The 26,081-nt window shown below is 70.2% G+C and carries 22 protein-coding genes, 1 tRNA gene and 1 pseudogene; 21 read left to right on the top strand and 3 right to left on the bottom strand.

Translation table 11 applies throughout. The features are described 5' to 3' along the window. The first annotated feature begins 148 nt into the window (after positions 1–148). The 15 genes from mreC (at position 149) to KIK09_RS19750 (ending at position 17,840) form a co-directional block, all read left to right on the top strand. Positions 149–1,024: a rod shape-determining protein MreC gene (gene mreC / locus KIK09_RS19820; RefSeq protein ID WP_250573264.1), complete on the top strand. Its 876-nt coding sequence runs from the start codon at positions 149–151 to the stop codon at positions 1,022–1,024. Then, positions 1,021–1,485 carry a rod shape-determining protein MreD gene (gene mreD / locus KIK09_RS19815; RefSeq protein ID WP_214320666.1) on the top strand — a complete coding sequence of 155 codons (465 nt, stop codon included), beginning with the start codon at positions 1,021–1,023 and terminating at the stop codon, positions 1,483–1,485. Before mreC ends, mreD begins: the two co-directional genes overlap by 4 nt. Beyond that, positions 1,482–3,524: a penicillin-binding protein 2 gene (gene mrdA / locus KIK09_RS19810; RefSeq protein WP_214320665.1), complete on the top strand. Its 2,043-nt coding sequence runs from the start codon at positions 1,482–1,484 to the stop codon at positions 3,522–3,524. The genes mreD and mrdA overlap by 4 nt, the downstream gene beginning before the upstream one ends. After that, positions 3,524–4,687 carry a rod shape-determining protein RodA gene (gene rodA / locus KIK09_RS19805; RefSeq protein ID WP_214320664.1) on the top strand — a complete coding sequence of 388 codons (1,164 nt, stop codon included), beginning with the start codon at positions 3,524–3,526 and terminating at the stop codon, positions 4,685–4,687. Before mrdA ends, rodA begins: the two co-directional genes overlap by 1 nt. A gap of 4 nt (positions 4,688–4,691) precedes the next feature. Next, entirely contained in the window at positions 4,692–4,898 is a 207-nt protein-coding gene (locus KIK09_RS19800; protein WP_214320663.1) for a hypothetical protein, read from the top strand. A 20-nt stretch (positions 4,899–4,918) separates the two neighbouring features. Next, positions 4,919–6,829, top strand: coding sequence for a TIGR03960 family B12-binding radical SAM protein (locus KIK09_RS19795; protein ID WP_214320662.1), 1,911 nt, complete (start codon positions 4,919–4,921; stop codon positions 6,827–6,829). Between the two features lie 519 nt (positions 6,830–7,348). Beyond that, positions 7,349–8,116, top strand: a complete 768-nt coding sequence (locus KIK09_RS19790; protein WP_214320661.1) for a TIGR03936 family radical SAM-associated protein — start codon at positions 7,349–7,351, stop codon at positions 8,114–8,116. A gap of 140 nt (positions 8,117–8,256) precedes the next feature. Further along, entirely contained in the window at positions 8,257–10,974 is a 2,718-nt protein-coding gene (locus tag KIK09_RS19785; RefSeq protein WP_214320660.1) for an Rne/Rng family ribonuclease, read from the top strand. Positions 10,975–11,172: 198 nt separating this feature from the next. Next, positions 11,173–11,475 (top strand): 50S ribosomal protein L21, encoded by a 303-nt coding sequence (gene rplU, locus KIK09_RS19780; RefSeq protein WP_184973140.1) that lies wholly within the window; start codon positions 11,173–11,175, stop codon positions 11,473–11,475. A 15-nt stretch (positions 11,476–11,490) separates the two neighbouring features. Next, on the top strand, positions 11,491–11,748 hold the full coding sequence (gene rpmA, locus KIK09_RS19775; RefSeq protein ID WP_068925700.1) for a 50S ribosomal protein L27: 258 nt from the start codon (positions 11,491–11,493) through the stop codon (positions 11,746–11,748). A 110-nt stretch (positions 11,749–11,858) separates the two neighbouring features. After that, a complete protein-coding gene (gene obgE, locus KIK09_RS19770) occupies positions 11,859–13,211 on the top strand; it encodes a GTPase ObgE (RefSeq protein ID WP_214320659.1) in 1,353 nt (450 codons plus the stop codon). A gap of 36 nt (positions 13,212–13,247) precedes the next feature. Further along, positions 13,248–14,357, top strand: coding sequence for a glutamate 5-kinase (gene proB / locus KIK09_RS19765; protein WP_214320658.1), 1,110 nt, complete (start codon positions 13,248–13,250; stop codon positions 14,355–14,357). Further along, the gene (locus KIK09_RS19760) at positions 14,357–15,601 is read left to right on the top strand and encodes a glutamate-5-semialdehyde dehydrogenase (protein ID WP_214320657.1); all 1,245 of its coding nucleotides are present in this window, start codon (positions 14,357–14,359) and stop codon (positions 15,599–15,601) included. Before proB ends, KIK09_RS19760 begins: the two co-directional genes overlap by 1 nt. Before the next feature lie 61 nt (positions 15,602–15,662). Continuing rightward, complete coding sequence (locus KIK09_RS19755; protein WP_214320656.1) at positions 15,663–15,839, top strand: hypothetical protein; 177 nt, start codon at positions 15,663–15,665, stop codon at positions 15,837–15,839. Positions 15,840–15,917: 78 nt separating this feature from the next. Next, complete coding sequence (locus tag KIK09_RS19750; protein ID WP_214320655.1) at positions 15,918–17,840, top strand: serine/threonine protein kinase; 1,923 nt, start codon at positions 15,918–15,920, stop codon at positions 17,838–17,840. Positions 17,841–17,858: 18 nt separating this feature from the next. Here KIK09_RS19750 and KIK09_RS19745 read toward each other — a convergent pair whose 3' ends face one another. Then, entirely contained in the window at positions 17,859–18,881 is a 1,023-nt protein-coding gene (locus KIK09_RS19745) for a M48 family metallopeptidase (RefSeq protein WP_214320654.1), read from the bottom strand. 96 nt (positions 18,882–18,977) lie between these two features. Between KIK09_RS19745 and nadD the strand changes: the two genes are divergently transcribed. The 3 genes from nadD to KIK09_RS19730 all read left to right on the top strand — a co-directional run bounded on the left by nadD (position 18,978) and on the right by KIK09_RS19730 (position 20,714). After that, positions 18,978–19,592, top strand: a complete 615-nt coding sequence (gene nadD / locus KIK09_RS19740; protein WP_214320768.1) for a nicotinate-nucleotide adenylyltransferase — start codon at positions 18,978–18,980, stop codon at positions 19,590–19,592. A 65-nt stretch (positions 19,593–19,657) separates the two neighbouring features. Beyond that, positions 19,658–20,053, top strand: coding sequence for a ribosome silencing factor (gene rsfS, locus KIK09_RS19735; protein ID WP_214320653.1), 396 nt, complete (start codon positions 19,658–19,660; stop codon positions 20,051–20,053). Between the two features lie 43 nt (positions 20,054–20,096). Beyond that, positions 20,097–20,714, top strand: coding sequence for a histidine phosphatase family protein (locus tag KIK09_RS19730; RefSeq protein ID WP_214320652.1), 618 nt, complete (start codon positions 20,097–20,099; stop codon positions 20,712–20,714). Here the strand turns inward: KIK09_RS19730 and KIK09_RS19725 are convergent. Beyond that, positions 20,711–21,841, bottom strand: coding sequence for an FAD-dependent monooxygenase (locus KIK09_RS19725; protein WP_214320651.1), 1,131 nt, complete (start codon positions 21,839–21,841; stop codon positions 20,711–20,713). The genes KIK09_RS19730 and KIK09_RS19725 overlap by 4 nt on opposite strands. Before the next feature lie 315 nt (positions 21,842–22,156). On the opposite strand from KIK09_RS19725, the gene KIK09_RS19720 reads away from it, so the two are divergent. From KIK09_RS19720 to KIK09_RS19710, 3 genes and pseudogenes are all read left to right on the top strand, one after another. Further along, positions 22,157–23,053, top strand: a complete 897-nt coding sequence (locus KIK09_RS19720) for a TetR/AcrR family transcriptional regulator (RefSeq protein ID WP_308164195.1) — start codon at positions 22,157–22,159, stop codon at positions 23,051–23,053. Positions 23,054–23,115: 62 nt separating this feature from the next. After that, positions 23,116–23,188: transfer RNA gene (locus KIK09_RS19715), tRNA-Ala, on the top strand. Positions 23,189–24,725: 1,537 nt separating this feature from the next. Next, positions 24,726–25,022, top strand: a pseudogene (locus KIK09_RS19710) (pyridoxamine 5'-phosphate oxidase family protein); the annotation flags it as partial. 124 nt (positions 25,023–25,146) lie between these two features. Here KIK09_RS19710 and KIK09_RS19705 read toward each other — a convergent pair. Then, the gene (locus KIK09_RS19705; protein WP_214320648.1) at positions 25,147–25,956 is read right to left on the bottom strand and encodes a DUF4386 domain-containing protein; all 810 of its coding nucleotides are present in this window, start codon (positions 25,954–25,956) and stop codon (positions 25,147–25,149) included. Positions 25,957–26,081: the final 125 nt, after the last annotated feature.

Below are 26,081 nucleotides of genomic sequence, written 5' to 3'. Positions count from 1 at the left end.
ATGCTCACCACATCCGGCCGCCCGTCAGAGGTTCGAGCGCGAGCAGGGTGCCGGTGGGTGCGGCTGAGGGACGGCTGGTGGGTGCGGTGGGGGATCTCGGCACCCGGTTGATCGTGGGGATGCGATGAGGGACACGCACCGCGCTCGGATGATCCTTGGGGTGCTGCTGGCGGTGGCGCTGGTGACCCTGACGATCGACCACCGCTCTGGGGAGGGGTCGCCGCTGGGCGTGCTGCGCGCCGGCGGCGCCTGGCTGTTCGGTTCGGCGGAGCGGTTCGGCACCACCTTGACCAACCCGGTCGGCGGCTTCTTCGGGTCCGTCGTCAACGCGCCGAGCGCGCAGCGCGACATCCAGCGCCTCAAGGCCGAGAACGCCAGGCTCCGCTCAGATTTGGCCGCGGGCAGGCTCGACGCGAACAGGTCCGCCCAGCTCAAACGCCTGCTCGGACTGTCGGGGCTGGGCGGCTACAAGATCGTGACCGCGAACGTGGTGGCCAGGCGCGGCATGCCCGGCTTCGAGGAAGCCGTGGAGATCGACGCGGGCACCGAGGACGGGATCAAGCCGGAGATGACCGTGCTCAACGGCGACGGGCTGGTCGGCAGGGTGGTGCAGGCGGAGGCCGACACCGCGACCGTGGTGCTGATCAGCGACCCCGCCTCCTCCGCTGGGGCCAGGCTGGAGAACGGCAACGAGATCGGCGTCGTGCACGGTGTGGCGGAGAACGGCCGGCTGGTGCAGTTCAAGCTGCTCGACTCGACCGCGCCGCTGGAGCGGGGCGGCCGGATCGTCAGCTTCGGCTCCCAGCGCGGCACGCCGTACGTGCCGGGGGTGCCCGTCGGGGTGATCGAGCGGGTGGAGGCCACGCCGGGTGAGCTGACACGGATCGCCTACGCCAGGCCGTACGCGGATCTGACGGCGCTGGATGTGGTCGGCGTGGTCGTGGCGGCGCCGACGCGCGATCCGAGGGACGCGCTGCTGCCGCCGAGGGACGCGCAGCCGCAGCAGAAGGACGGCGCCCGATGATCGCCGCGCTGGTCGTGGTGGCGGCGGTGCTGGTGCAGGTGGTCGTGGTGAACCGGTTGGCGCTGCCCGGAGGCGGCGTGCCCGACCTGGTGCTGCTGGCGGTGATCGGGGCGGCGCTGCTGCGCGGCCCGGCGGCGGGCGCGGTGATCGGGTTCTGCGCCGGGCTGGTGATCGACGTCATGCCGCCGGTGGCGCACGTCGCCGGGCAGTACGCGTTCGTGCTGGCGGTCGTCGGCTACGTGGCGGGGCGCGGCGCGGGCGGCCCTGTGTCGACCGTGGTGCTGTGCGTGCTGATGGCGCCGCTGGTGGCCGCGGCCGTGGGCGGGCTGATCGGCGATCCGCGGGTGACGCTGCCCGCGCTGTTCGCCAGGGCGCCGATCGTGATCGTTTACACGCTGATCGCGGCGCCGGCCGTGGTGTGGCTGGCGACCAGGAGGAGAACGCTGGAGTACGTGACATGAGCCGGATGCGCATGCGGTTGGTCGTGCTCCAGGTCGCGGTGCTGTCGATGCTGGCCGTGCTGGGGGTGCGGCTGTGGCAGGTGCAGGTGGTGCGCGGCAAGGAGTTCGTGACCGCGGCCACCGAGACCAGGACGCGCACCGTGATGGTGCCCGCGGTGCGCGGGCAGATCCTCGACTCCTCCGGCCGCCCGCTGGTGCGCAACAAGACGGCGCTGGTGGTGTCGGTCGACAGGCAGCAGCTGCAGCGGATGCCCGACGGGGGCACGGAGGTGCTGACCAAGCTGGCGCAGGTGCTGGGCAAGCCGGTCAACCAGCTGCAGAAGCGGATCAGGTCGTGCGGTCCCGGGGTGACGCGGCCGTGCTGGCCCGGCTCGCCGTACCAGCCGATCCCCATCGACAACCGGGTGCAGACGCGTGAGGCGCTGCAGATCCTGGAGCGGCAGGAGGAGTTCCCCGGGGTCACGGCCGAGGTGCAGGCGGTCAGGGAGTATCCGCAGGGCAAGGCGGCCGCGCAGTTGCTCGGCTACCTGCAGCCGGTCACGCAGGAGGAGCTGGACAAGCGCGACGGGCTGAAGGCCGGGTTCTCCGGCGTCGACCTGGTGGGCCGTGACGGGCTGGAGTACGTCTACGACGAGGCGTTGCGCGGCAAGCCGGGGCTGCGACAGGTGCAGGTCGACCGGCTCGGCAAGGTCCTCGGGGTGGAGCAGCAGGTGCCGCCGACCAGCGGCGACACGCTGATCACCAGCATCGACGCGCGCGTGCAGAGCGTGGTGGAGAAGGCGCTGGCGGAGGCGATGAAGAGCGCGCCGAAGGCCGACGGCGCCGCGGGCGTGGTGCTCGACCCGCGGACCGGGCGGGTGATCGCGATGGCCAGCGCGCCCGGCTACGACCCGACGATCTGGACCGGGGGGATCTCCGAGCCGGAGTACCAGCGGCTGCTGTCGGACAAGTCGGGCAAGCCGTTGGTGTCGCGGGCGATCAACGGGCAGTTCGCGCCCGGTTCGACGTTCAAGGTGTCGTCGGTGTCGGCGATGCTGGCCGCCGGGTACCCGCTGCACGGCACCTACGACTGCCCCGGCTCGTACATGGTGGGCGACCGGCCGTTCAACAACTTCCACGGCATCGGGCTGGGCTCGATGAGCCTGCACACCGCGCTGGTCAAGTCGTGCGACACGATCTTCTACAAGACCGCCTACCAGCAGTGGCTGAAGGACGGCGGGCTGCACCCCAAGCGGCCGCCGAAGGAGGTCTTCGCCAACATGGCCAGGTCGTTCGGGTTCGGCAAGCCGACCGGGATCGACCTTCCGGGTGAGTCGTCGGGCCGCATCCCCGACAGGACCTGGAAGAAGGAGATGTGGCAGCAGACCAGCGCCGAGAACTGCAAGCGCTCACGCACCGGCTACCCGGAGGTCAAGAGCGCCAGCAGGGCCGCCTTCCTCAAGCGGCTGGCCTACGAGAACTGCGTCGAAGGGTTCCTGCTGCGGCCGGGTGACGCCGCCAACTTCTCCATCGGGCAGGGCGACGTGCTGGTGACGCCGCTGCAGCTGGCCAGGGCGTACGCGGCGCTGGTCAGCGACGGCAAGCTGCGCAGCCCACGGGTGGCCTGGGCGCGGGTGCGGCCGGACGGCACGCTGGTGCAGAGGATCGACCCGCCGGTGGTGGGCAAGCTGCCGATCTCGCCGAAGGACCGGGCCTACATCAAGGACGCGCTCAGCCAGGTGCCCTCCGACGGTACGGCGGCCGGCGCGTTCTCCGGGTTCCCGATGGACAAGGTCAGGATCGGCGGCAAGACCGGTACCGCGCAGGTGTGGGGCAAGGAGGACACCTCCTGGTTCGCCTCGTTCGCGCCCACGAACAACCCGCGGTTCGTGGTGGTCGTCATGGTGTCGCAGGGCGGCATGGGCGCGCAGACGGCGGCGCCGGCCGCGCGGAAGATCTATGAGGGGATCTTCGGGATCAACCGGCCGCCGCTGGTGACCGACGGAAAGCCGGTGTCGCGGCTGCCGCTGATCGCGCCGGACGGGACGGTGGCGCGGTGATGGACCGGACGCTGCACGCCCGACGCCGCTCCTTCACCGGGCGGGCGGTGGGCGCGCAGTCGACGGTGTGGCGGCTGGACGGGGTGATGCTGGTCGCGGTGGCGGCGCTGAGCGTGATCGGGACGCTGCTGGTGTGGTCGTCGACCAGGACGTGGGCGCCGGGCTCGACGGGGCTGGTCAAGAAGCACCTGCTGAACGTGGCCATCGGGGCGGTGCTGTGCGCCGTGGTGTCGATGATCGACCACCGGCTGCTGCGGGCGTACGCGCCGGTGGTGTACCTGGTGACGCTGATCGGGCTCGGGATCGTGATCACGCCGCTGGGGTCGACGGTCAACGGGTCGCACTCGTGGATCATGCTGGGGGGCGGCTTCGCCGTACAGCCGTCGGAGTTCGCCAAGCTCGGGCTGGTGCTGATGATCGCGATGCTGCTGGCGCAGCCGGGGGAGGGCAGCGACAGGCCGCGCACGATCGACATGATGTTCGCGCTGCTGGCGGCGCTGGTGACGATGGGGCTGGTGATGCTGCAGCCCGACCTCGGCACGACGCTGGTGCTTGCGGTGATCACCGGCAGCGGGCTGGTGATCGCGGGGGTGCGCAAACGCTGGATCGCGCTGCTGGCGCTGGTCGGGGTCGCGGGCGCGGTGTCGGTGTTCGCGTTCAAGCTGCTCGAGCCGTACCAGATCGCGCGGTTCACCGCGTTCCTGGATCCGAGCGTGGACCCGCGCGGCGTCGGCTACAACAGCACGCAGGCGCTGATCGCGATCGGGTCGGGCCAGGTGTTCGGCAAGGGGCTGCTTGACGGCGGGCAGACGACCGGGCGGTTCGTGCCGGAGCAGCACACCGACTTCATCTTCACGGTGGCGGGGGAGGAGTTCGGCTTCCTTGGGTCGGTGACGGTGGTGGCGCTGCTGGGGGTGGTGCTGCTGCGGGGGCTGCGGATCGCCCGGCAGTGCGAGGACCGGTTCGGCACGATGGTGGCGGGGATGATCGTGTGCTGGCTGGCGTTCCAGACCTTCGTCAACATCGGGATGACCGTGGGCATCATGCCGATCACCGGGCTGCCGCTGCCGTTCGTGTCCTACGGCGGCACGGCGACGTTCGCGAATTTGATGGCCGTTGGCCTTCTGCAAGCGATAAGGATCAGGGAACAGGCGTTTAATTAGATCTATGTTCCTGGCTTACTGCGACGAGTGCGAGGAGCGCTTCCTGCTGCCCACGAGTCACATCACCGCAGTGCACAATCTGGCGAACGGGGTCATCGCGGTGGAGATGACCTGTTACGAAGGGCACCGGATCATCGTGCTGACCGGCAATGACACCGGGGCTTGGCGGGGCGGGGTAGGAAACGACATCCCCGGACCTGCCACGGTCTGAGCGCCGCTAACCTGGTACGTATGTCTGTCGAGTCGATTTTCCCGCGCCTGGAAGGGCTGCTGCCCAAGGTGCAGAAGCCGATCCAGTACGTCGGAGGTGAGCTCAACTCGACCGTCAAGGAGTGGGACTCCGCCGACGTGCGGTGGGCGCTGATGTACCCCGACGCCTACGAGGTCGGGCTGCCCAACCAGGGCGTGGCGATCCTCTACGAGATCCTCAACGAGCTGCCCCGTACCCTGGCCGAGCGGACCTACTCGGTCTGGCCGGACCTCGAGGCGCTGATGCGCGAGCACGGCATCCCGCAGTTCACCGTGGACGCCCACCGGCCGGTGCGCGCCTTCGACGTGCTCGGCGTGTCGTTCTCCACCGAGCTGGGCTACACGAACCTGCTGACCGCTCTCGACCTGGCCGGGATCCCGCTGCTGGCGACCGAGCGCGGCGACGACGACCCGATCGTGCTGGCCGGGGGCCACGCGGCCTTCAACCCGGAGCCGATCTCCGACTTCCTGGACGCGGCGGTGCTGGGCGACGGCGAGCAGATCGCGATCGCCATCACCGAGGTCATCAGGGAGTGGAAGGCCGAGGGCTCGCCCGGCGGCCGCGACGAGCTGCTCATGCGCCTCGCGGAGTCCGGCGGGGTCTATGTCCCGAAGTTCTATGACGTCGACTACCACCCGGACGGCCGCATCAAGCGGGTCGCGCCCAACCGGCCCGACGTGCCGTGGCGCGTGCACAAGCACACGGTCATGGACCTGGACGAGTGGCCGTACCCGAAGAAGCCGCTGGTGCCGCTGGCCGAGACCGTGCACGAGCGGTTCAGCGTGGAGATCTTCCGTGGCTGCACCCGCGGCTGCCGCTTCTGCCAGGCCGGCATGATCACCCGCCCGGTGCGGGAGCGGTCGATCACGACGATCGGCGCGATGGTCGACAACGGCATCAAGGAGTCCGGCTTCAACGAGGTCGGCCTGCTGTCGCTGTCGTCGGCCGACCACTCCGAGATCGGCAACATCGCCAAGGGCCTGGCCGACCGCTACGAGGGCACCAACACCTCGCTGTCGCTGCCCTCCACCCGGGTCGACGCCTTCAACATCGACCTGGCCAACGAGTTCTCCCGCAACGGACGGCGCTCCGGCCTGACGTTCGCGCCCGAGGGCGGATCCGAGCGGATGCGCAAGGTGATCAACAAGATGGTCACCGAGGAGGACCTGATCCGCACCGTGACCACCGCCTACTCGCAGGGCTGGCGGCAGGTCAAGCTGTACTTCATGTGCGGCCTGCCCACCGAGCAGGACGAGGACGTGATGGGCATCGCCGACCTGGCCAAGAAGGTCATCAAGGCGGGCCGCGAGATCACCGGCTCGCGCGACATCCGGTGCACGGTCTCCATCGGCGGGTTCGTGCCCAAGCCGCACACGCCGTTCCAGTGGGCGGCGCAGGCCGACCACGAGACGGTCGACCGGCGGCTGAAGGCGCTGAAGGACTCGCTGCGCGGCGACCGCGAGTACGGCAGGGCGATCGGCATGCGCTACCACGACGGCAAGCCGTCCATCGTGGAGGGCCTGCTGTCCAGGGGCGACCGGCGGGTCGGCGCCGTCATCCGCGCCGTCTGGGAGGACGGCGGGCGCTTCGACGGGTGGAGCGAGCACTTCTCCTTCGAGCGCTGGATGAAGGGCGCGGCCACGGCAGGGGTGGACGTCGACTGGTACACCACCCGCGACCGCGAGGAGAACGAGGTCCTGCCCTGGGACCACCTGGACGCCGGGCTGGACCGCGAGTGGCTGTGGCAGGACTGGCAGGAGGCCGTCGGCGGCGGCGAGGTCGAGGACTGCCGCTGGACGCCGTGCTACGACTGCGGCGTCTGCCCGACCATGGGCACCGAGATCCAGATCGGCCCGACGGGCCGCAAGCTCCTCCCTCTCACGGTCGTCTAGCTCGCTGTCCTGGCCTCCTGTACGGCAGGCCGCCCCTGCCGCCAGTCGCCGTACTTCGGCCGGCCTCTGTCCAGGGAGACGCTCCTGCGGTGATGCGGGGTCGCCCGCCGTTACGGCGCACGGGCCCCACGTCCCGGGGCCGGGGTTTCTCGCCGTACAGGGCGCCGACTTCGCCGACCCGGAATCCGCCCGGGAGGCCGATGACCGGGGTGCCCGGGATCGGAGTGGCGTGGCGGCGGGCAAGTGTCCTCGACTCGCCGGAAGCGCCGGGCGCGGGTCCTCAGCCGAAGTGCGGTGGGCGGCCGGTGGCGGCGGCTTGCCGTACATGCAAGTGTTGCCTGGTATCAGCGTAAAAAAAGCGGCTTGACCGGCACCGGAAACGGGGCTGACGATCGACGGAGAGTCACGGGGTGACACAGTGTGGTGCCGGGGCGGATTATTCTGGGCGTAGGGAAACTCTGACATGGGAAGGACGACAAGGCTCTGAAACCTGTTCCCGGGCCTGCGCCCGCGCCGACGGTGCAGCGGCTTCGCGTCCGCTACGCCAAGCGCGGCCGTCTGCGCTTCACCAGCCATCGCGACATCTCGCGCGCCGTCGAACGAGCGGTGCGCCGTGCCGGCATTCCGGTGGCCTACAGCGCGGGCTTCTCGCCCCACCCGAAGATCTCCTACGCGGGAGCGGCGCCGACCGGCGTCGCCAGCGAGGCCGAATATCTCGAGATCGGCGTGACCGAGCCGTGTGATCCCGCGCGGCTGCGCGCCGACCTGGACGGCTCGCTGCCGCCCGGGCTCGACGTGGTCGAGGTGGTCGAGGCGGGCGCCGGGGGGCTGGCCGACCGTCTGGAGGCCTCGGCGTGGGAGGTGCGCCTTCCCGGCGCCGACCGGGGCGCGGCCGAGACGGCGGTGGGGAAGTTTCTCGCCGCCGGTACCGTTGAAGTGGAAAGACTGACCAAGAAGGGCCCGCGGCGTTTCGACGCGCGGGAGGCCGTGCTGAGCCTCACGGTCCCCGAGGGAACAGAAAGAACCGCAGCTCAGGTGCAAGGACAGGCGTGTGTCATACTGCGCATGGTTGTTCGGCACGTGACTCCTGCCGTTCGACCCGACGACGTGCTCACAGGGCTGCGCCTTGTGGCCGACTTCGCGCCGCCGGTCCCCCCCGAGGTGACCAGGCTGGCGCAGGGGCCGCTTGACGTACGTACCGGTGCGCTTGCCGACCCGTTCGACCTTGACCGCGACACCACGCGCGGCGGCGAAGCGGGACCGGCGGGTGAGCACGACGCCGATTAAGGAAGCGTCCCGCGTGAGCGGGACACGACCGCTGACAGGACTTGGCGCCGCACCCTCACCGAGGGGGCGGCGGACAACGAGACACGAGGGCTCCTGCGCGGCGCGGCGACGCGCCCGGGAGCTGACGGGAGAACGCCCGCATGCTCGACAACGAGCCCAGCGCCGGGGCCATCGGCCCTGACGGGGAGACAACTGAACAGCCCGAGGTGACCCCTCGCCGCCGCTCCGCGAGCCGTCCGGCCGGTCCGCCGCCGGAGCTGCCCGACGAGTCGGCAGCCGGCCCGGTGGAAACCGCGACGGCCGTGGCCGAGGCCGTGGCTGAGGCCGTGGCTGAGGCGGTCGCCGAGGAGAAGCCCAAGCGGGCCAGCAGGGCCCGCTCGACGGCGACCACGACGCGCCGCCGTACCAAGAAGAGCGAGGAAGCCGAGGCGGCCCCGGAGGTGGCCTCCGAGGCGCCCGCCGCTGAGGAGCCGGCGCCCGAGAAGAAGCGCCGCACCAGGAAGAAGGCCGAGCCGGTCGAGAGCCCGGTCGAGGCCGCCGTGGAGGAGGTCGTCGCCCAGGAGACGGCCGTTCCTGAGGCCGCCGCGCCCGAGAGCGCCGCCCAGGAGCAGGAGCCGCCCAAGGCGACCCGTGGCCGTCGCGCCACGAGGCCGGCCGCGGCGCCGCCCGAGGTCGTCGAGAAGGAGCCCGAGGCGCAGGTCGTCCTGGACGAGCTGCCCGTGGACGAGCCGCTGGACGACGAGCCCGCAGGTGAGGACCTGGACGAGGCCGAGGACAGGCCGAGCCTGCTGTCGGACCCGTTCGGCCACACCCGGATGGACGACCAGCCGAGCACCGCCTTCCAGCGCCCCTCCGCGATCTTCGCGCCGCTGTTCCAGGCGCCGGACCCGAGCCAGGCCAAGACGGTCCGGCCCGAGCCGCCGGTCGCCGAGCCGGCCGACGAGGTGGAGCCCGAGGAGGACGCCGACGTCGAGGGTGCCGACTCCGACCAGGAAGAGGAGGAGGGCGCCGGCAGGCGCCGCCGCCGGCGCAGGGGAGGCCGCGGCCGCGGCAAGACCCGCGAGCGCGACGAGGCGGACGAGTCCGACGAATCCGATGAGGAGGCGGAGGAGGAGCAGGCTGAGGAGGACTCCCAGGAGGAGGGCTCCAGCTCGCGCCGCCGCCGCAGGCGCCGCCGCCGTGGCGGTGACGAGAGCGCCGAGCCGTCCACCGACGACCCGCCGAACACCGTGGTGCGCATCCGCGCGCCCCGCTCCGGCCGCAGCTCCACGCTGGAGACCTCGGCCGACGGCGTGCAGAGCGTGCGCGGCTCGACCCGGCTGGAGGCCAAGAAGCAGCGCCGCCGCGAGGGGCGCGAGCTGGGCCGCCGCCGCCCGCCGATCATCACCGAGTCGGAGTTCCTGGCCAGGCGCGAGTCGGTCGACCGGATGATGGTGGTGCGCCGCCAGGGCGACCGCACCCAGATCGCGGTGCTCGAGGACGGCGTGCTGGTCGAGCACTACGTCAACCGCGAGGCGAGCCAGTCCTACGTCGGCAACGTCTACCTGGGCAAGGTGCAGAACGTGCTGCCGTCGATGGAGGCCGCCTTCGTCGACATCGGCAAGGGCCGCAACGCCGTCCTGTACGCGGGCGAGGTCAACTTCGACACCGCCGGCCTCGAGGGGCAGCCCAAGCGGATCGAGTCGGCGCTGAAGTCGGGCCAGTCGGTGCTGGTGCAGGTCACCAAGGACCCGATCGGCCACAAGGGCGCCAGGCTCACCAGCCAGATCAGCCTGCCGGGACGCTACCTGGTCTACGTGCCCGACGGGTCGATGACCGGTATCAGCCGCAAGCTGCCCGACAAGGAGCGCACCCGGCTCAAGACCATCCTGAAGAAGGTCATGCCGGAGAACGCGGGCGTGATCGTCCGCACAGCCGCGGAGGGCGCCTCGGAGGAGGAGCTGGCCCGCGACGTGGCGCGCCTGTCGGCGCAGTGGGAGAACATCCAGAAGAAGGCCAAGTCGGCCAGCCCGCCCGAGCTGCTGAGCGCCGAGCCGGACCTGACGATCCGGGTCGTGCGCGACGTGTTCAACGAGGACTTCACCAACCTGGTGGTGCAGGGTGAGGACGCCTGGGAGACGGTCGACGAGTACGTCAAGTACGTCGCCCCGCACCTGGCCGACCGGCTCACCCGCTGGGAGGAGGACACCGATGTGTTCGACTCCTACCGCATCGACGAGCAGCTGGGCAAGGCGCTGGAGCGCAAGGTGTGGCTGCCCAGCGGCGGCTCGCTGGTGATCGACCGCACCGAGGCCATGACGGTCGTCGACGTCAACACCGGCAAGTTCACCGGCCAGGGCGGCAACCTGGAGGAGACCGTCACCAGGAACAACCTGGAGGCGGCCGAGGAGATCGTCCGCCAGCTGCGGTTGCGCGACATCGGCGGCATCATCGTCGTCGACTTCATCGACATGGTGCTGGAATCCAACCGTGACCTGGTGCTGCGGCGGATGCTGGAGTGCCTGGCGCGCGACAGGACCAAGCACCAGGTGGCCGAGGTCACCTCCCTGGGTCTGGTCCAGATGACCCGTAAGCGGGTCGGTCAGGGCCTCCTGGAGGCCTTCTCGACGCCGTGCGACTGCTGCAACGGGCGCGGCCTGATCGTCTCGACCGAGCCGGTCGAGTCCAAGCCCGAGCCGCGTGGCACGCAGGCGAAGATGGCGGTCGAGAAGGCGGTCAACGACAAGGTGTCCGCCGCATCGTCCGCGCGTGATACGGTGACCGGTGCGCTTGACGACGTCCCTGAAGAGGACGACCAAGCCGGTCAAACTTCTGGCAGGGGGCGGCGACGCTCCCGCCGAGCCAAGTCCGCCGACTAGACAGGCGCTCCCGCGAGGGAGCGCCTCCGGTGGACAGCCCGACGTTCCGCCGGTTCGACCGGGGTCCCGATATTCGGTATCCTTGAGAATCGGTGCGTCCAGTGGCGTGCCCTGTTCGCGCGCCTACTCGGTTCGTCGGTTTCAGACAGCAGCCGAATGCCGGGCGCAGCATTCAGAAGTCAGGAGAAGGGTTCCGCGGTGTACGCGATCGTTCGTTGCGGCGGCAGGCAGCAGAAGGTCTCCGTCGGTGACGTCCTCGAGGTGGACAAGGTCGCCGGCGAGGTCGGCTCTTCGGTTTCGCTGCCGACGGTGCTCGTCGTCAACGACGGCGATGTGACCACGGAGGCGGGCAAGTTCACGGTCAGCGCCGAGATTCTCGGCGAGACCAAGGGCCCCAAGATCCGCATCCTCAAGTACAAGAACAAGACCGGTTACAAGAAGCGCCAGGGTCACCGCCAGCGGTACACCCAGGTGAAGATCACCGGTATCAACCAGGCCTGATCGGGAGTTAGAGAGATGGCACACAAGAAGGGCGCGTCGTCCACCCGGAACGGCCGTGACTCCAACGCCCAGCGCCTGGGCGTCAAGCGCTTCGGTGGCCAGCTGGTCAACGCGGGCGAGATCATCGTCCGCCAGCGCGGCACCCACTTCCACCCCGGCGACAACGTCGGCCGCGGCGGCGACGACACGCTGTTCGCGCTGACCGCCGGTCACGTGCAGTTCGGCACCAAGCGCGGCCGCCGCGCCGTCAGCATCGTGCCGGTCGCCGAGTAGTTACTTCTTAAAGGGGTGGATCCTCGTGATCCGCCCCTTTTTGTTTTGTGTACGGCAGGCCGCGGGACTGTAACGGGCAGTCACCGCGTTATGTGATCGAAGGAGGGGGCATGCCGGATTTCGTGGACCAGGTGGTCCTTCATGTGGGCGCCGGGGACGGCGGTAACGGCTGTGCCTCCATCCACAGGGAGAAGTTCAAGCCGCTGGGCGGACCCGACGGCGGCAACGGCGGCCGCGGCGGCGACGTGATCCTCGAGGTCGACCCGAACACCGCCACCCTGCTCGACTACCACCGCAGGCCGCATCGCAAGGCGGCCAACGGCAAGCAGGGCCAGGGTTCCAACCGCGACGGCGCCAACGGCCCGGACGTGGTCCTGCCGGTCCCCAACGGCACCGTGGTCAAGGACGCGAGCTCGGGAGAGGTCCTGGTGGACCTGGTGGGCGCCGGCACCCGGTACGTGATCGCGCAGGGCGGCCACGGCGGGCTGGGCAACGCGGCGCTGGCCAACGCCAAGCGCAAGGCGCCCGGGTTCGCGCTGCTCGGCGAGCCGGGCGACGCGCTGGACGTGATGCTGGAGCTGAAGAGCGTCGCGGACGTGGCGCTGGTCGGCTTCCCCAGCGCCGGCAAGTCGTCGCTGATCGCCGCGCTGAGCGCCGCCCGCCCCAAGATCGCCGACTACCCGTTCACGACGCTGATCCCGAACCTGGGCGTGGTCACCGCGGGCGAGACCGTCTTCACCGTCGCCGACGTGCCCGGATTGATCCCCGGCGCCTCGGAGGGCAGGGGGCTGGGCCACGAGTTCCTGCGCCACGTGGAGCGCTGCGACATGCTGGTCCACGTCATCGACTGCGCCACCATGGAGCCCGGCCGCGACCCGGTCTCCGACTTCGAGGTGATCGAGGCTGAGCTGGCCGCCTACGGCAAGCTGGACGGCCGCCCGCGCATGGTGGTGCTGAACAAGGCCGACGTGCCCGACGCCCGCGAGCTGGCCGACCTGGTCAGGCCGGAGTTCGAGGAGCGCGGCCTGCAGGTGTTCACGATCTCCGCCGCCACCCACGACGGACTGCGCGAGCTGACCTACGCGATGGGCGAGTGGGTGGCCGCCGCCCGCGCCACCAAGCCGGTGGAGGAGCCCACCAGGCTCGTCATCAGGCCCAAGCAGCTGGGTGAGGCGGGCTTCGCCGTACGGAAGGTCAACGACAACCTGTTCCAGGTGACGGGCGAGAAGCCGGAGCGGTGGATCAGGCAGACCGACTTCACCAACGACGAGGCGGTCGGCTACCTGGCCGACAGGCTGGAGCGGCTCGGCGTGGAGGAGGAGCTGGTCAAGGCCGGCGCAACCGCGGGCGCCGAGGTCGTGATCGGGCCGATGGAGGGCGGCTACATCTTCGACTGGCAGCCCACGCTGAACGCCGAGGCGGTCCGCCAGGGCCCGCGCGGCTCCGACAACCGGCTGGGCTGACAAAAGCCGGTTGCGCGGCTCGGTTAGGGTTTTAGGGTGCGAGATCGGATCAGCTCAGCGTCGCGGGTGGTCGTCAAGGTCGGCTCCTCGTCGCTGACCACCCCCCAAGGCATGATCGACGTCGACCGCGTGGACGCGCTGGTCGACGTGCTGGCCGCGCGCCGCAAGACCGGGGCGCAGATCGTCCTGGTCTCCTCCGGCGCGATCGCCGCCGGCCTGGGCCCGCTCGGGCTGCCGGCGCGACCGCGTGACCTGGCCACACAGCAGGCGGCCGCCTCGGTCGGCCAGGGCGTGCTGGTGGCCCGCTACACCTCCTCCTTCGCCCGGTACGGCGTGCGGGTGGGGCAGGTGCTGCTGACGGCCGACGACATGATGCGCCGATCCCACCACGCCAACGCCCAGCGCACCCTGTCGCGGCTGCTGGAGCTGGGCATCATGCCGATCGTCAACGAGAACGACACGGTCGCCACCGACGAGATCCGTTTCGGCGACAACGACCGGCTGGCGGCGCTGGTGGCGCACCTGATCCACGCCGACGCGCTGCTGCTGCTGTCGGATGTGGACGCCCTCTACGACGGCCCGCCGAGCAGGCCGGGCTCGCGCAGGCTGGCCGAGGTGCGCGGCCCCGCCGACCTGGTGGGCGTGGAGCTGGGCAAGAACGGCGCGGCCGTCGGCACCGGCGGCATGGTGACCAAGGTGCAGGCGGCCAGGATCGCCACCGGCGCGGGCGTGCCGGTGGTGCTGACCGCGGCCGCGCACGCCGCGCACGCGCTGGCGGGCTCCGACGTCGGCACCTACTTCCACCCGGACGGCCGCCACCCGGGCACCAGGCTGCTGTGGCTGGCGCACGCCACGACGGGCCGCGGCCGCCTGCACCTGGACGACGGCGCGGTCGAGGCGGTCGTGGGGCGCCGCAAATCGCTGCTGCCTGCCGGGGTGACGTCGGTGGAGGGCGAGTTCGCCGCGGGCGACCCGGTGGACCTGTGCGCGCCGCGTGGCCGGGTGGTGGCGCGCGGGCTGGTCAACTTCGACGCGGGTGAGATCCCCGACCTGCTGGGGCGTTCGACGCGGGAGCTGGCCAGCGAGCTCGGTCCGGAATATGAACGCGAGCTGATTCACCGCGACGACATCGTCATACTGGACTGATGGAGTTCCTGAAGGTGGCCCAGGCGGCGCGTCAGGCCGCCGCCGAGCTGGCCCCGTTGTCGCGGGCGCCGAAGGACCGGGCGTTGCGCGCGATCGCCGAGGCGCTGGTGGCCAGGTCCACCGAGATCATCGAGGCGAACGCCGAGGACGTGGCGCGGGCCAGGGCGCAGGGCACGGCCGAGGCCCAGATCGACCGGCTGCGGCTGGACGAGCGGCGGGTGGAGGCGATCGCCGAGGCGGTGCGCCAGGTGGCCGACCTGCCCGACCCGGTGGGCGAGGTCCTGCGGGGCAGCACGCTGCCGAACGGGCTGGAGCTGCGGCAGCTGCGGGTGCCGCTGGGCGTGATCGGCATCATCTACGAGGGCCGCCCCAACGTGACGGTGGACGCGGCGGCGCTGTGCCTCAAGAGCGGCAACGCGGTCCTGCTCAGGGGTTCCTCCAGCGCCTACCAGAGCAACACGGTGCTGGTCCGGGTCATGCAGGACGCGCTGGCCGGCACCGAGGTGCCCGCGGCGGCGGTGCAGCTGGTGCCGGGGCAGACGCGCGACTCGGTCAAGGAGCTGATGCGCGCCCGCGGCCTGGTCGACGTGCTGATCCCGCGCGGCGGCGCCTCCCTGATCAACTCGGTGGTGGAGGAGTCGACGGTCCCGGTGATCGAGACCGGCGTCGGCAACTGCCACGTCTACGTCGACGCCGACGCCGATCTGGAGCTGGCGGTCGGCATCCTGGTCAACGCCAAGGCGCAGCGGCCGTCGGTGTGCAACGCGGCGGAGACCTTCCTGGTGCACCGCGACGTGGCCGCCGCGTTCGTGCCGGCGGCGCTGAAGGCGCTGGCCGAGGCCGGGGTGACGGTGCACGGCGATGCCAGGATCGCCGAGCTCGGCCAGGTGGTGCCGGCCACCGACGACGACTTCTACGCCGAGTACCTGTCGCTGGACATCGCCGCGGCGGTGGTCGACTCGCTGGAGGACGCGGTCGCCCACATCAGGAAGTACGGCTCGGGCCACACCGACGCCATCGTGACCCGCTCGCAGGCGGCGGCGCGCCGCTTCGTGGCGCTGGTCGACTCGGCGGCGGTCGCGGTGAACGCCTCGACCCGGTTCACCGACGGGGGCGAGTTCGGGTTCGGCGCGGAGATCGGGATCTCCACCCAGAAGCTGCACGCGCGCGGCCCGATGGGGTTGCCGGAGTTGACGTCGACCAAGTGGGTTTACACCGGCGAGGGGCATCTGCGCACGTCATGACATGCCCAGGTCGGCGTGTCGCTGCCGTGGCGGCCCGCCGCAGCGGGCTTGACTTGGGCGCATGGAGCTCGTGATCGCCCTGCTGTTCTCCGCGGCCGTGCTGTTCGGCGCCGACCGCCTGCTGCTCTGGCTGGAGAAGCGTGGCCACGTCAACTGGCGCAGGAAGGGTCGCAGGGATCTGTCCGAGGAGTCCCCGTCGGGGCTGGACACCATGTTCACGGATACTTCGCAGCGGTAACTTCCGGCGCGCCGCGGGCAATACCTCCCGTCCCGGCGCTAGGGTTGTGTCCCTTATGGGCGCGCCGGGCGGGGAGGGATGGTGAGCAAGCTCGGCAAGGTCGGGCCATACAACCTCCTCGAGCGGCTCGGCCGTGGCGGTATGGGCGAGGTCTACCTCGCCAGCAGCCGCCGTGGCGATCGGGTCGCGCTCAAGGTGTTGCACGACATCGTCGACGATTCCTCGCGTATCCGGCTGGAGCGCGAGGTCCGCGCGCTGCGCCGTGTCGAGAGCCCCTATGTGGCGCGCGTGCTGGACGCCGACCTGGGCTGCGCGCGCCCGTATCTGGTGATGGAGCACATCGAGGGCCCGACGCTGCTGGAGACCGTACGGCAGAGCGGCCCGCTGGCCGTGGCCGAGCTGGTGGAGCTGGCCCAGGGGATCGCGACGGCGCTGGCGATCATCCACGCGGCCGGGGTGGTGCACAGGGATCTGAAGCCGGCCAACATCCTGATGGGGTCCGAGGGGCCGGTCCTGATCGATTTCGGCATCGCGCAGGTGCACGACGCGACCCGGTTGACGTTGACGGGCACGTTCCTGGGCACGCCCGGGTACACGGCGCCGGAGATCTTCGCCGACGAGCAGGTGGACTCGCCCGCGGACGTGCACGGGTGGGCGGCGACGGTGGCCTTCGCGGCGACGGGCCGGCCGACGTTCGGGCGTGGGACGGCCGAGGCGCAGATGTACGCGGTGCTGAACGGTCAGGCGGATCTGAAGGGCGTGCCGGCGGCGTTGCTGCCGCTGGTGCGGGCGGCGCTGAACCGGGAGCCGGGCAAGCGGCCCACGGCGGCGCTGCTGGCCGACCGGCTGTCGCGGCTGGCCAGAGCGACGGGCGCGGCGGTGCCCGCGCCTGCCGAGCCGCTGGAGCGCAAGCGTCCTGCCCGTCCCGCGGCGGAGGAGGGCAGGAACACCGGGCCGCGCAGCCGTACCCAGGACGCGGCGGCCCGCAACCGCTCGGAGGAGCAGGCGACCCCGCGACCCCGCCCCGGCGGCGAGGCGGCCACTCCGCGGCCCCGTCCCGGCGGAGAGGCCGCGGCTCCGCGAGCCCGCACCGGCGAGGCGGCCACCCCGCGCGCCAGGACAGGTGAGGCGGCTGCTCCGCGGCCCCGCACCGGTGGCGAAGCCGCGGCTCCGCGGGCTCGGACGGGTGAGGCGGCGGCGCGTGGCCGGGCGAGTGAGACGCCTGCCGTACGGTCGCGGACCGGTGAGAACGCCGCCGGGCGTGCACGGGCCGGTGAGGCGGCTTCCGGGCGTGGCCGGAGCGGTGAGGGTGTGACGGCGCGGTCGCGGGCGGAGGGTGTGACGGGGCGGGTTTCCGCGCGCAGCCGGACGGGGGAGACGCCGGTGCCCCGGGTCCGGGCCGAGGCCAAGGGCACCGGGACGCGCAGCCGTACCAGGATCAGGCGGAAGAACGACGAGCAGGCGGAGCCGGCGCCGACGGCGCTGCCCGCGGGCACGGCCGCGCTGCTGCTGCTGGCCGTGCTGGCGGTGCCGTGCGTGGTCGCGTCGGTGATCTGGCCGATCGCGACGATCGGCATCACCGGGGTGTTCGTGGTGCTGATCCGGACGATCTGGATCAGTCACTGGGTGGTGCGCAACCAGGCCTCGAAGCCGGTGCGGGTGGCGTTGCGGGTGGCGCTGTTCCCGTTCGCGCTGGTCGCGGGGGCGGCCACGGCCGCGGTGTGGCCGGGCGTGCCGATCGCGGTGGCGGCGGGGGGAGCGCTGTGGGTGACCGGCGGCGGGCAGATCCACAGCGACTGGTGGTGGCAGCAGCCCGCGCCCGTCACCGCTGCCGGGGTGGTGTTCGGCGTGCTGTGCGGCGGGTTCACCGGGCGTGAGATCGAGCGGGTCGGGGCGAAGCTGCCGGAGCTGCGCAGGGAGCGGCTGCGCGCACTGGCCGTGCTGGGCGGGTTCGTCGCCCTGTGCGCGGCGGCCGTGCGCGCGATCGCCCTCCTGCTGTGACCCTCCGGTGGCGGGGCCCTACCCCTGGCCGCCCTCGCGGCGGGAGAAGCGGTTGAAGATGCGCTCGCCGGCGCTGACGGCACCCTCGGCCACGTCGCGCAGCACCCCGATGAACGGGTCCTGCGACTCGGCCCAGGACTGGCGGTAGGACTCGGCGGCAGCCTTGACCTCGTCGGTGACGCGGGCGTTCGGGTCGTCCTCGCGGCGCGGGTAGTCGCCGCCGAGGATGCGCTCGTAGTCGCCGCTGCGCTGCCACTTGTCGAGCTCGGCCACGCGCACCACGGCGAACGGGTGGGTGGTGCCGAGCAGGTTGAGCACCTTGAGGAAGCCGTCGCGCAGGTCGCCCGCGGTGTCGTACTCCTGGTACTGCTCCAGGAACGCCTCGATGTTCATCTCGTGGGTGTAGTCGCCGCCGGCCAGCTTCATCAGCGCCCGCTTGGCCGCCTCGGGGTCCTGGCCGACGAGCAGGCCGCCGCGGTCGGAGGACAGCTCGGACTTGCGGTACCACTCCTCGAGCCCGGCCACGATCGCGCGCAGGCCGATGTAGCCGAGCGGGATCCAGGCGACGCGGGTCGCCAGGCGGGTGAGGATGTCGAGCATGGTGCGGTAGACCGCATGGCCCGACAGGATGTGCGAGGTCTCGTGGCCGATGACGAAGCGCTGCTCCTCCTCGTTCATGAGGTTGAGCAGGCCGGTGGTCACGACGATGAAGGGGTCGTCGAAGCCGATGGCCTTGGCCTGGACCTGCGGGTCCTGCTGGATGTAGATCTCGGGGATCCGGTGCAGGTCGAGGGTGTAGGCGGCGTCGCGGCCCATGTCGTAAATGGAGCGGAACTGGGTCTCGCTGACCCGTACGGCCGACGCCAGGTACATCAGGCGCAGCCGTCGCTCACTGATCAGGCCGGACATCTGCTTAAGAACGGTGTCGAACCCACTCAACTTGCGCAGAGCGACCAGCGCGGACCGGTCTGCGGGGTGTTCGTAGGCACGAGACGAGATGCCGGGCAGTTGGACGCGGTTGCGATCCGGAGTGGTCGTCATGCCCGGCATGCTACGTCGGCGGCGGGTGCGGTGCGCGTTCCTCTGCGAGGGGGGTGCCATCATGTTCTGGTACGGGTTCCGCGTAAGGTCCGTTTCATGATGAATGCGCCTGTTGTCCAGGGGGAGCGGCGGGTGGGAGTCATGGGCGGGACGTTCGATCCCATCCATCACGGCCACCTGGTCGCCGCCAGCGAGGTGGCTCACCATTTCGAGCTCGACGAGGTGGTGTTCGTCCCGACTGGCCGGCCGTACCAGAAGGCCGAGCGCGAGGTGTCGGCGGCCGAGGACCGCTATCTGATGACGGTGATCGCCACCGCGTCCAATCCGCGTTTCTCCGTGTCGCGGGTGGACGTGGACCGGCCCGGGCCGACGTTCACCATCGATACTTTGCGCGATGTTTCCGAGGTCTATGGGCCGGACGCCGACCTCTATTTCATCACCGGCGCCGACGCGCTGGGCGCGATCCTGACCTGGCAGGGCGTGGACGAATTGTTCGAGCTGGCGCACTTCGTCGGCTGCACCCGTCCGGGGCATCCGCTGCACGATCCGGGGCTGCCGGCGGGGAAGGTCACGCTGCTGGAGATCCCGGCGCTGGCCATCTCCTCCTCCGAGTGCCGCCAGCGTGTGGCCAAGGGCGAGCCGATCTGGTACCTCGTGCCGGACGGCATCGTGCAGTACATCAACAAGCGTGGACTCTACCGAGCGGGGTGAACCGGGTGAGAAGGGTAGTCTCTTAGGTGGGCCGTGACGCCAACTCAGGAGGTAAGACCCGCATCGTGACCGCTTCCGACAGAGCCGTCCAGCTCGTCAAGATCGCCGCGGAGGCCGCGGCCGACAAGCTGGCCGATGACATCCTCGCCTACGACGTGAGTGAGCAGCTCGTCATCACCGACGCGTTCCTGCTCTGCTCCGCTACCAACGACCGGCAGGTCCGCGCCATCGTCGACGAGATCGAGGACAGGCTGCGCACCGAGGCCGACGTCAAGCCCGTGCGCCGCGAGGGCGAGCGCGAAGGCCGCTGGGTGCTCCTCGACTTCCTCGACATCGTGGTGCACGTCCAGCACGAGGAGGACCGCGTCTTCTACGCGCTCGAGCGCCTGTGGAAGGACTGCCCGGCGATCCCCCTTCCGGAGAGCGTCGCGCAGGTCAACATGCAGCGGGCTCGTACGTGAGCCGCCCGTCCTTCAGGCGCGCGGCCTTCGGCGAGACACCCGCATGAGCCGCCGCATCGTCTGTCTGCGGCACGGGCAGACACTGTGGAACGTCGAGCACCGCTTCCAGGGCCACAGCGACATCCCCCTCGATGAGACCGGGCTGGCGCAGGCCACGCGGGCGGCCTCGCTGCTGGCCTCGCTCCGGCCGACGATGATCGTCTCCTCCGATCTACGGCGGGCCAACGACACCGCGCTGGCGCTCGGCCGGGTCGTGGGCCTGGACGTGTCGGTGGACAAGGACTTCCGTGAACGCGGCGGCGGCGCGTGGGAGGGCCTGACCCGCGACGAGATCGCCGCCCGGTGGCCGGTGGAGTACGCCGCGTGGGAGGCTCCCGACGGCGAGCCGGTGACCGAGGTCGCCGGCCGGGTGGGGGCCGCGTTGCGCCGGTGGGCCTCCAAGATCGACGAGAAGGGGCTGCTGGTGGTGGCCTCGCATGGTGCCGCGCTCCGGCTGGGCATCTGCGAGCTGCTCGGGTTGCCGGAGCCGCTGTGGCCGTCGCTGGGCGGGCTGGGCAACTGCTCGTGGTCGGTGCTGGAGGAGGGCCGCAAGGGCTGGCGTCTGCTCGAGCACAACGCGGGCACCCTGCCCGAGCCGATCAGCAGCGACGACTCGGCCTAGCCGTAGCTTTCGAGGGTGATGGCGTTGGCGCCCTTCGCCATCATCTTCTTCAACGGCAGGTACGGCATGAGCCGCATCGTCTGGTTCCGCATCCAGATCTGCGAGCGTTTGCGCGGGACCAGGAACTTCTCGCCGCCTTTGGCCTGCTTGTGGCAGATCTGGACGTAGGGGCGCAGGCGGCGCTCGTACGCCTCGAACGCGGCGGTGTGGTGGTCGTGCGCGGCCAGTTCCCCCGCCAGCGTGTAGGCGCCGATCACCGCCAGGCCGGTGCCCATGCCGCCCGGGCCGGGGCCGTAGCCGGCGTCGCCGACCAGGACGATTCTGCCCGCCGAGTAGTGCTCGGCGGCGACCTGGGTGGCGGTGTCGAAGTAGAAGTCGTCCGCGCGCCACATGGCCTCGAGCAGTCCGGGGACCTTCCACCGGTCGCAGGAGAACTGGTGGGCCACCAGCGCCCTGTGATCGACTTCCTGCGATATTTCGGGAGATGCGAAGTCGAGCATGACCTTGGCGTCGGCGCCGAGGCCGAGGATCGTGGCGCTCCTGCCCGGCGCGCTGTACATCAGGCCCTCGCGGTCCAGGCCGAACGTGTTGGGCGTGGTGAAGATCGCGGTGGACATGCCCAGGTGCAGCAGTTCGCTGCGGAGGGCCAGCGCCCGCACCCGCGACCGGGTCCCGTCGGCGCCCGCCACGAGGTCGAACCTGCGGGTCGCGCCGCTGTCGAAGACGACCTCGACGCCCTGCGGCGTTTCCTCCATTGCGGCTATGGAGTCGCCGAACAGGTACTCGGTGGTGTCGCGGGTCGCCTCGTACAGGATGCGGCCGAGGTCGCCGCGCAGGATCTCCACGTCGCCGCTGAACGCCTCGGTCGGCAGGCTGGACACCTTGGCGCCTGCCTCGTTGACGATGGCGATGGCGCCCATGCCTGTCTGGGCGTCGCGGATGGCCGGTAGCAGGCCCATTCTGTCGAGGACCTGGAGCTGGGGTGTGCCGCGGAAGTCGACTGCCTGGCCGCCGACGCGCAGGACTGGGGCGCGCTCCACGATGGTGGGCTGCCAGCCGTACCTGTGCAGCCAGAAGGCGAGCGCGGGGCCTGCTATGCCGGCGCCTGAGATGAGCACGGTCTTCATGTGAGTTTCCCCCTGTCTATACGCTGTACGCGAACCCTAGGGTGACGGCCTGGTTCGTGGGAGGGTGCACTAGTGCACTTCTCGCTGCGTCGGGCGGATGGTCGTCTCGGGATGGGCTCCGGGCGGTCGCCTCGGGCTGGGCGGTTGGTCGACTCGGGGCGGGTCTCGTGCTGCCTGAGTTGGTTCGGCTCGTTCGGGTGGCTTTGGGCTGTGTGGGTGGTCGGCCAGGGCGGGGCGGCTTCGGGCCATGCGGCGGCTGGTCGGGGCGGGTGGCGTCGGGTTGTGTGAGCGGCTTGTCAGGAAGGGGTGTGTGTGGTGGGTGCGCCGTATTTGCGGATTGTGGAGGAGTTGCGGCGGCGGATCGTCGAGGGGGAGCTCGGGGCGGGGGAGGCGGTGCCGTCGACGCGGCAGATCGTCAGGGAGTGGGGGGTGGCGATGGCGACGGCGACGAAGGTGCTGGCCGCGCTGCGCGAGGAGGGGCTGGTGCGGGTGGTGCCGGGGGTGGGGACGGTGGTGACGGATCCGCTGCGGGCCCGCCGTACCGGTGACGAGCTGACGAGGCAGCGGATCGTGCGGGTGGCGATGCGGGTGGCCGACCGTGAGGGGCTGGCGGCGGTGTCGATGCGGCGGCTGGCGGCGGAGCTGGACTCGTCGGCGATGTCCCTCTATCGGCACGTGGCGGGCAAGGAGGAACTGGTCCAGCTGATGGCCGATGCCGCCTATGGCGAGGAGCCGCTGCCTGCGGAGCGGCCGCCGGGCTGGCGGGCGCAGGTGGAACTGTCGCTGCGGCTGCAGTGGCGGGTGCATCGGCGGCATCCGTGGATGGCGCAGGCCGTGTCGCTGTCGCGGCCGCAGTTCATCGCGAACGGCATGGCGCACTTCGAGTGGCTGCTTCGCGCGGTCGACGGGCTCGGCCTGGACGCGCGCACGATACTGCACATCGGGATGTCGCTGGCGCAGTTCGTCGGCGGCGCGGCGGCGGCGCTGCAGTCGGAGACGCAGGCGCTGGCCGACACGGGCATCACCGACGACGAGTGGATGCGCGGCCGCTCGCGGGATCTCGGCTCGATGCTGAGCTCGGGTTCGTTTCCCACGCTGGCCAGGGTGGTGACGCAGCCCGGGGTGGAGGTGGATCTTGACTCGGTGTTCGAATTCGGGCTGATGCGGCAGTTGGACGGGCTGGCCGTACTGGTGGGGCGGGCGATTAGGTGAATCCTCCGTGAAGGCTATATGCTCTCCGAGCGCCGCAACGGGAGGACTCGGAGCGGTGACCAGGGGCTATGGCGCAGTTGGTAGCGCGCCTCCATGGCATGGAGGAGGTCTGGGGTTCGAATCCCCATAGCTCCACTCGGAGTACGGCGAGGTGTGGTCGCGCCTTTGGGCGCTTCCCCATGGTCTCCTCGTCATTTTGTCCCGGGGGATGACCCCCGGACCCCCAGCGTCTGGCCAATGGGCCTCGCTTCGCTCGGACGTATTTGATATGCGCTTGCGCCGGTTCGGGATGCTGGGTTTGGGACACGTTGGTGTCTCGTGGCTGGGTGTGCGCCTTTGACTGAGGTGGCGCTTAGCTACGGCAAGGGTGTGGCTAGGTGCCTCGTCGCGCTGGGTGTGTAGTTGGGGATTGGCTCGGCTGTTAGCTGAGGTATCGGCGCTGGGGGCGTGAGCGGCGAGTGGGTTCGTCACTTGTGTGACTTGGCGGGGGATTAGGGGTCCGTGCAGAGCCCCTTCCTGCACGGGGCTGGGCTTCCGAATTGGAGGCCCGTCGTTGTGCGGGCTCGGACTTTCCGCGAGAGCCTTGGAGCGGGATACGGGCCCGCACAGCGACACGTGTCCTGCGTGGCGCTTCTCGGGATATGGACTGCCACAGGGACATGCGTGTTGCGTGGCGCTTCGTGGGGACGGGCCCGCACAGCGACACGTGTCCGCGTAGCGCTTCGCGGGATACGGGGCTGGCACAGCGACATGCGTGCTGCGTGGCACTTCGCGAGATACGGGCCCGCACAGCGACACGAGTCCTGCGTGGCGCTTCTCGGGATATGGGCTGGCACGCGACATACGTGCTACGTGGGGCTTCGTGGGATATTAGCTGGCACAGCGACACGTGTGCTGCGTAGCGCTTCCTCTGCGGGCCGGCAGAGGTTTGGGGTTGCGGTTGGGGGTGTGTTTGTTGTGCCCCTAGGGTGGGTGCTTGGGGGGTCGTCGTTGTCCACAGGCTTGGCGATTGTGATCTCGCTGTCCACAGAACGTCGTTCGCCTCCGTAGCCTGCTCGCTCTCGAGGGCATTCTCGTACGCGCATCACACCGGTACGAGAGGAGTACGAGATGCCCGGAGGCCCGCCCATGCTGGGTTTCAGTATGGCGATCTACACCCTGGTTGGCCTGCTGGCGTGGGTCGCGGTCAAGTGGCGGGGTCGGCGATGAGTGCGACGTTGACGGTGATCGTGCCGGCGCACGATGAGAAGCGTGGGCTGCCCGCGACGTTGGAGTCCATCGTTCCGCATGCCCGGGACCACGGTGTGTATCCACGCGTCTGGAACCACGGTGTGCAGGCACGTGCTCGGAACCACGGTGTGCAGGCACGTGCTCGGAACCACGGTGTGCAGGCACGTGCTCGGAACCACGGTGTGCAAGCAGTGCTGGACCACGGCAAACAGCCACGCGTCCGGAAGAACGGCAAGATCCGGGCATGCTGGGCCCGACAGGCGGTGAGGTGTGGAAAGCAGGGAAGGAGGGTGCTGCACGCTTAGTGTGATCAGGTGAGTGATCCGAGAATTCCTGATGCGTCCACGCCCTTCGGGGAGAAGTTCCGGCGCCGTATGTCGGCGGAGAAGGTCATCTGGCTCACGACGATGGCGGCTGACGGCACTCCTCAGCCGAACCCGCGTGGTTCGTCTGGGAGGGCGACAGCGTGCTGCTGTTCACCCGGCCGGACGCACACCGACTGGACAACATCGGCCGCGACCCTCGCGTCTCGCTCAACCTCAACAGCACGCCCACGGGCGGCGACGTCGTGGTCATCACCGGCCGGGCGGAGTTCGTCGAGGGCGACCCGACCACCAGCGATGCCTACCAGGAGAAGTACGCCGACGGAATCACCCGAATCGCCGGCACGGTCGAGGAGTTCGCCAAGCGCTACCCCATCCCCATCCGAGTCCACATCGACCGAGTCCGAGGCTTCTAGCCCACGTTGTAAGAGGGCCCAGGGGAGTCGTGGGAGGGGATGGGTTCAGGGAGCCGTGATGTCCTGGGATTGGGGAGTTCCGGGGTTGGGCGTTGTCGCGGCGAAATGCATCACGTAGGAGGCGTCAATTGCCCGGCTGTTCGTGTGCTCGGCGGTTCGTGACGACGTCGACAGCATGGGCGGTGTCGACGGTATGAGCAGTGTCGACAGCATGGGCGGCGTCGACGCTATGAGCGGTGTCGGCGGCATGAGCGGTGGGCGTCGGCGACAGCGTTCTGAATCCTTTTGCCAGTAGCCAGATCGCCAGCACCATTTCGTTCAGCGCCAGCGGGAAGAAGAGAACGGAGTAGATCGTCGAGGACGGGGCCAGCAGGTTGAACATCACGAGGAAACTGTCGGCCAGGTACGGTGCCACCGCGATGAGTGCCCAGGCGGATATCCAGCGGGGGACGAGCCTCGACCGGTACAGCAGGTAGTTGAGTAGCAGGACGCTGATGCAGAAGAAGACGGCGCTGCTGGCGTGTCCCCATATTTCGTACGTCTGGGTTAATGCCTGGACGGTCGCCAGGTGGGCCGCGTTGTCTGGCGCGCTGGCGGCCGGTTGAGTGGTGGCCAGGGCCACCAGGATGAGAGGTCCGATGGCGGCGGGAAGCAGGAGGACGGCCTCAAGGATTCTGGCGACGGCATAGCCGAGTGCGGGTGCCTCGCCGTGGTTCTTGAGAACCGGGAACAGCGTCGGTGGGATCAGCGCGATCGCGACGGTCATGACCAAAGCCATGAGGGCGCCCGCCGATATTCCAGGTGCCTTGTCGGCAATGGACTGGGGTGAGTACAGGGTGTCGAGTGGCCCGAGAAGGACCGCGCTGAGCACTCCCGTGGCCGTCGCGGTGAGGAAAAGGGAACCGGTAACCCGTGCTGTCGTCTGCCTGTGCATATTCTCGCTCCGTAAGTCAGCTGCTCTTCGCCGTGATTCGGCTCCCGACCGGCCCCGGAGGGTGGCGAGCCAGGAAATCGATGGCGGCGCGCCAATGGTCGCCGACGCCGGTGTGCTGACGGTGG

The organism is Nonomuraea sediminis, assembly GCF_018531495.1.
GTDB classification, from domain to species: Bacteria; Actinomycetota; Actinomycetes; order Streptosporangiales; family Streptosporangiaceae; genus Nonomuraea; species Nonomuraea sediminis.
This window is presented reverse-complemented; position numbering and strand designations above follow the sequence as displayed.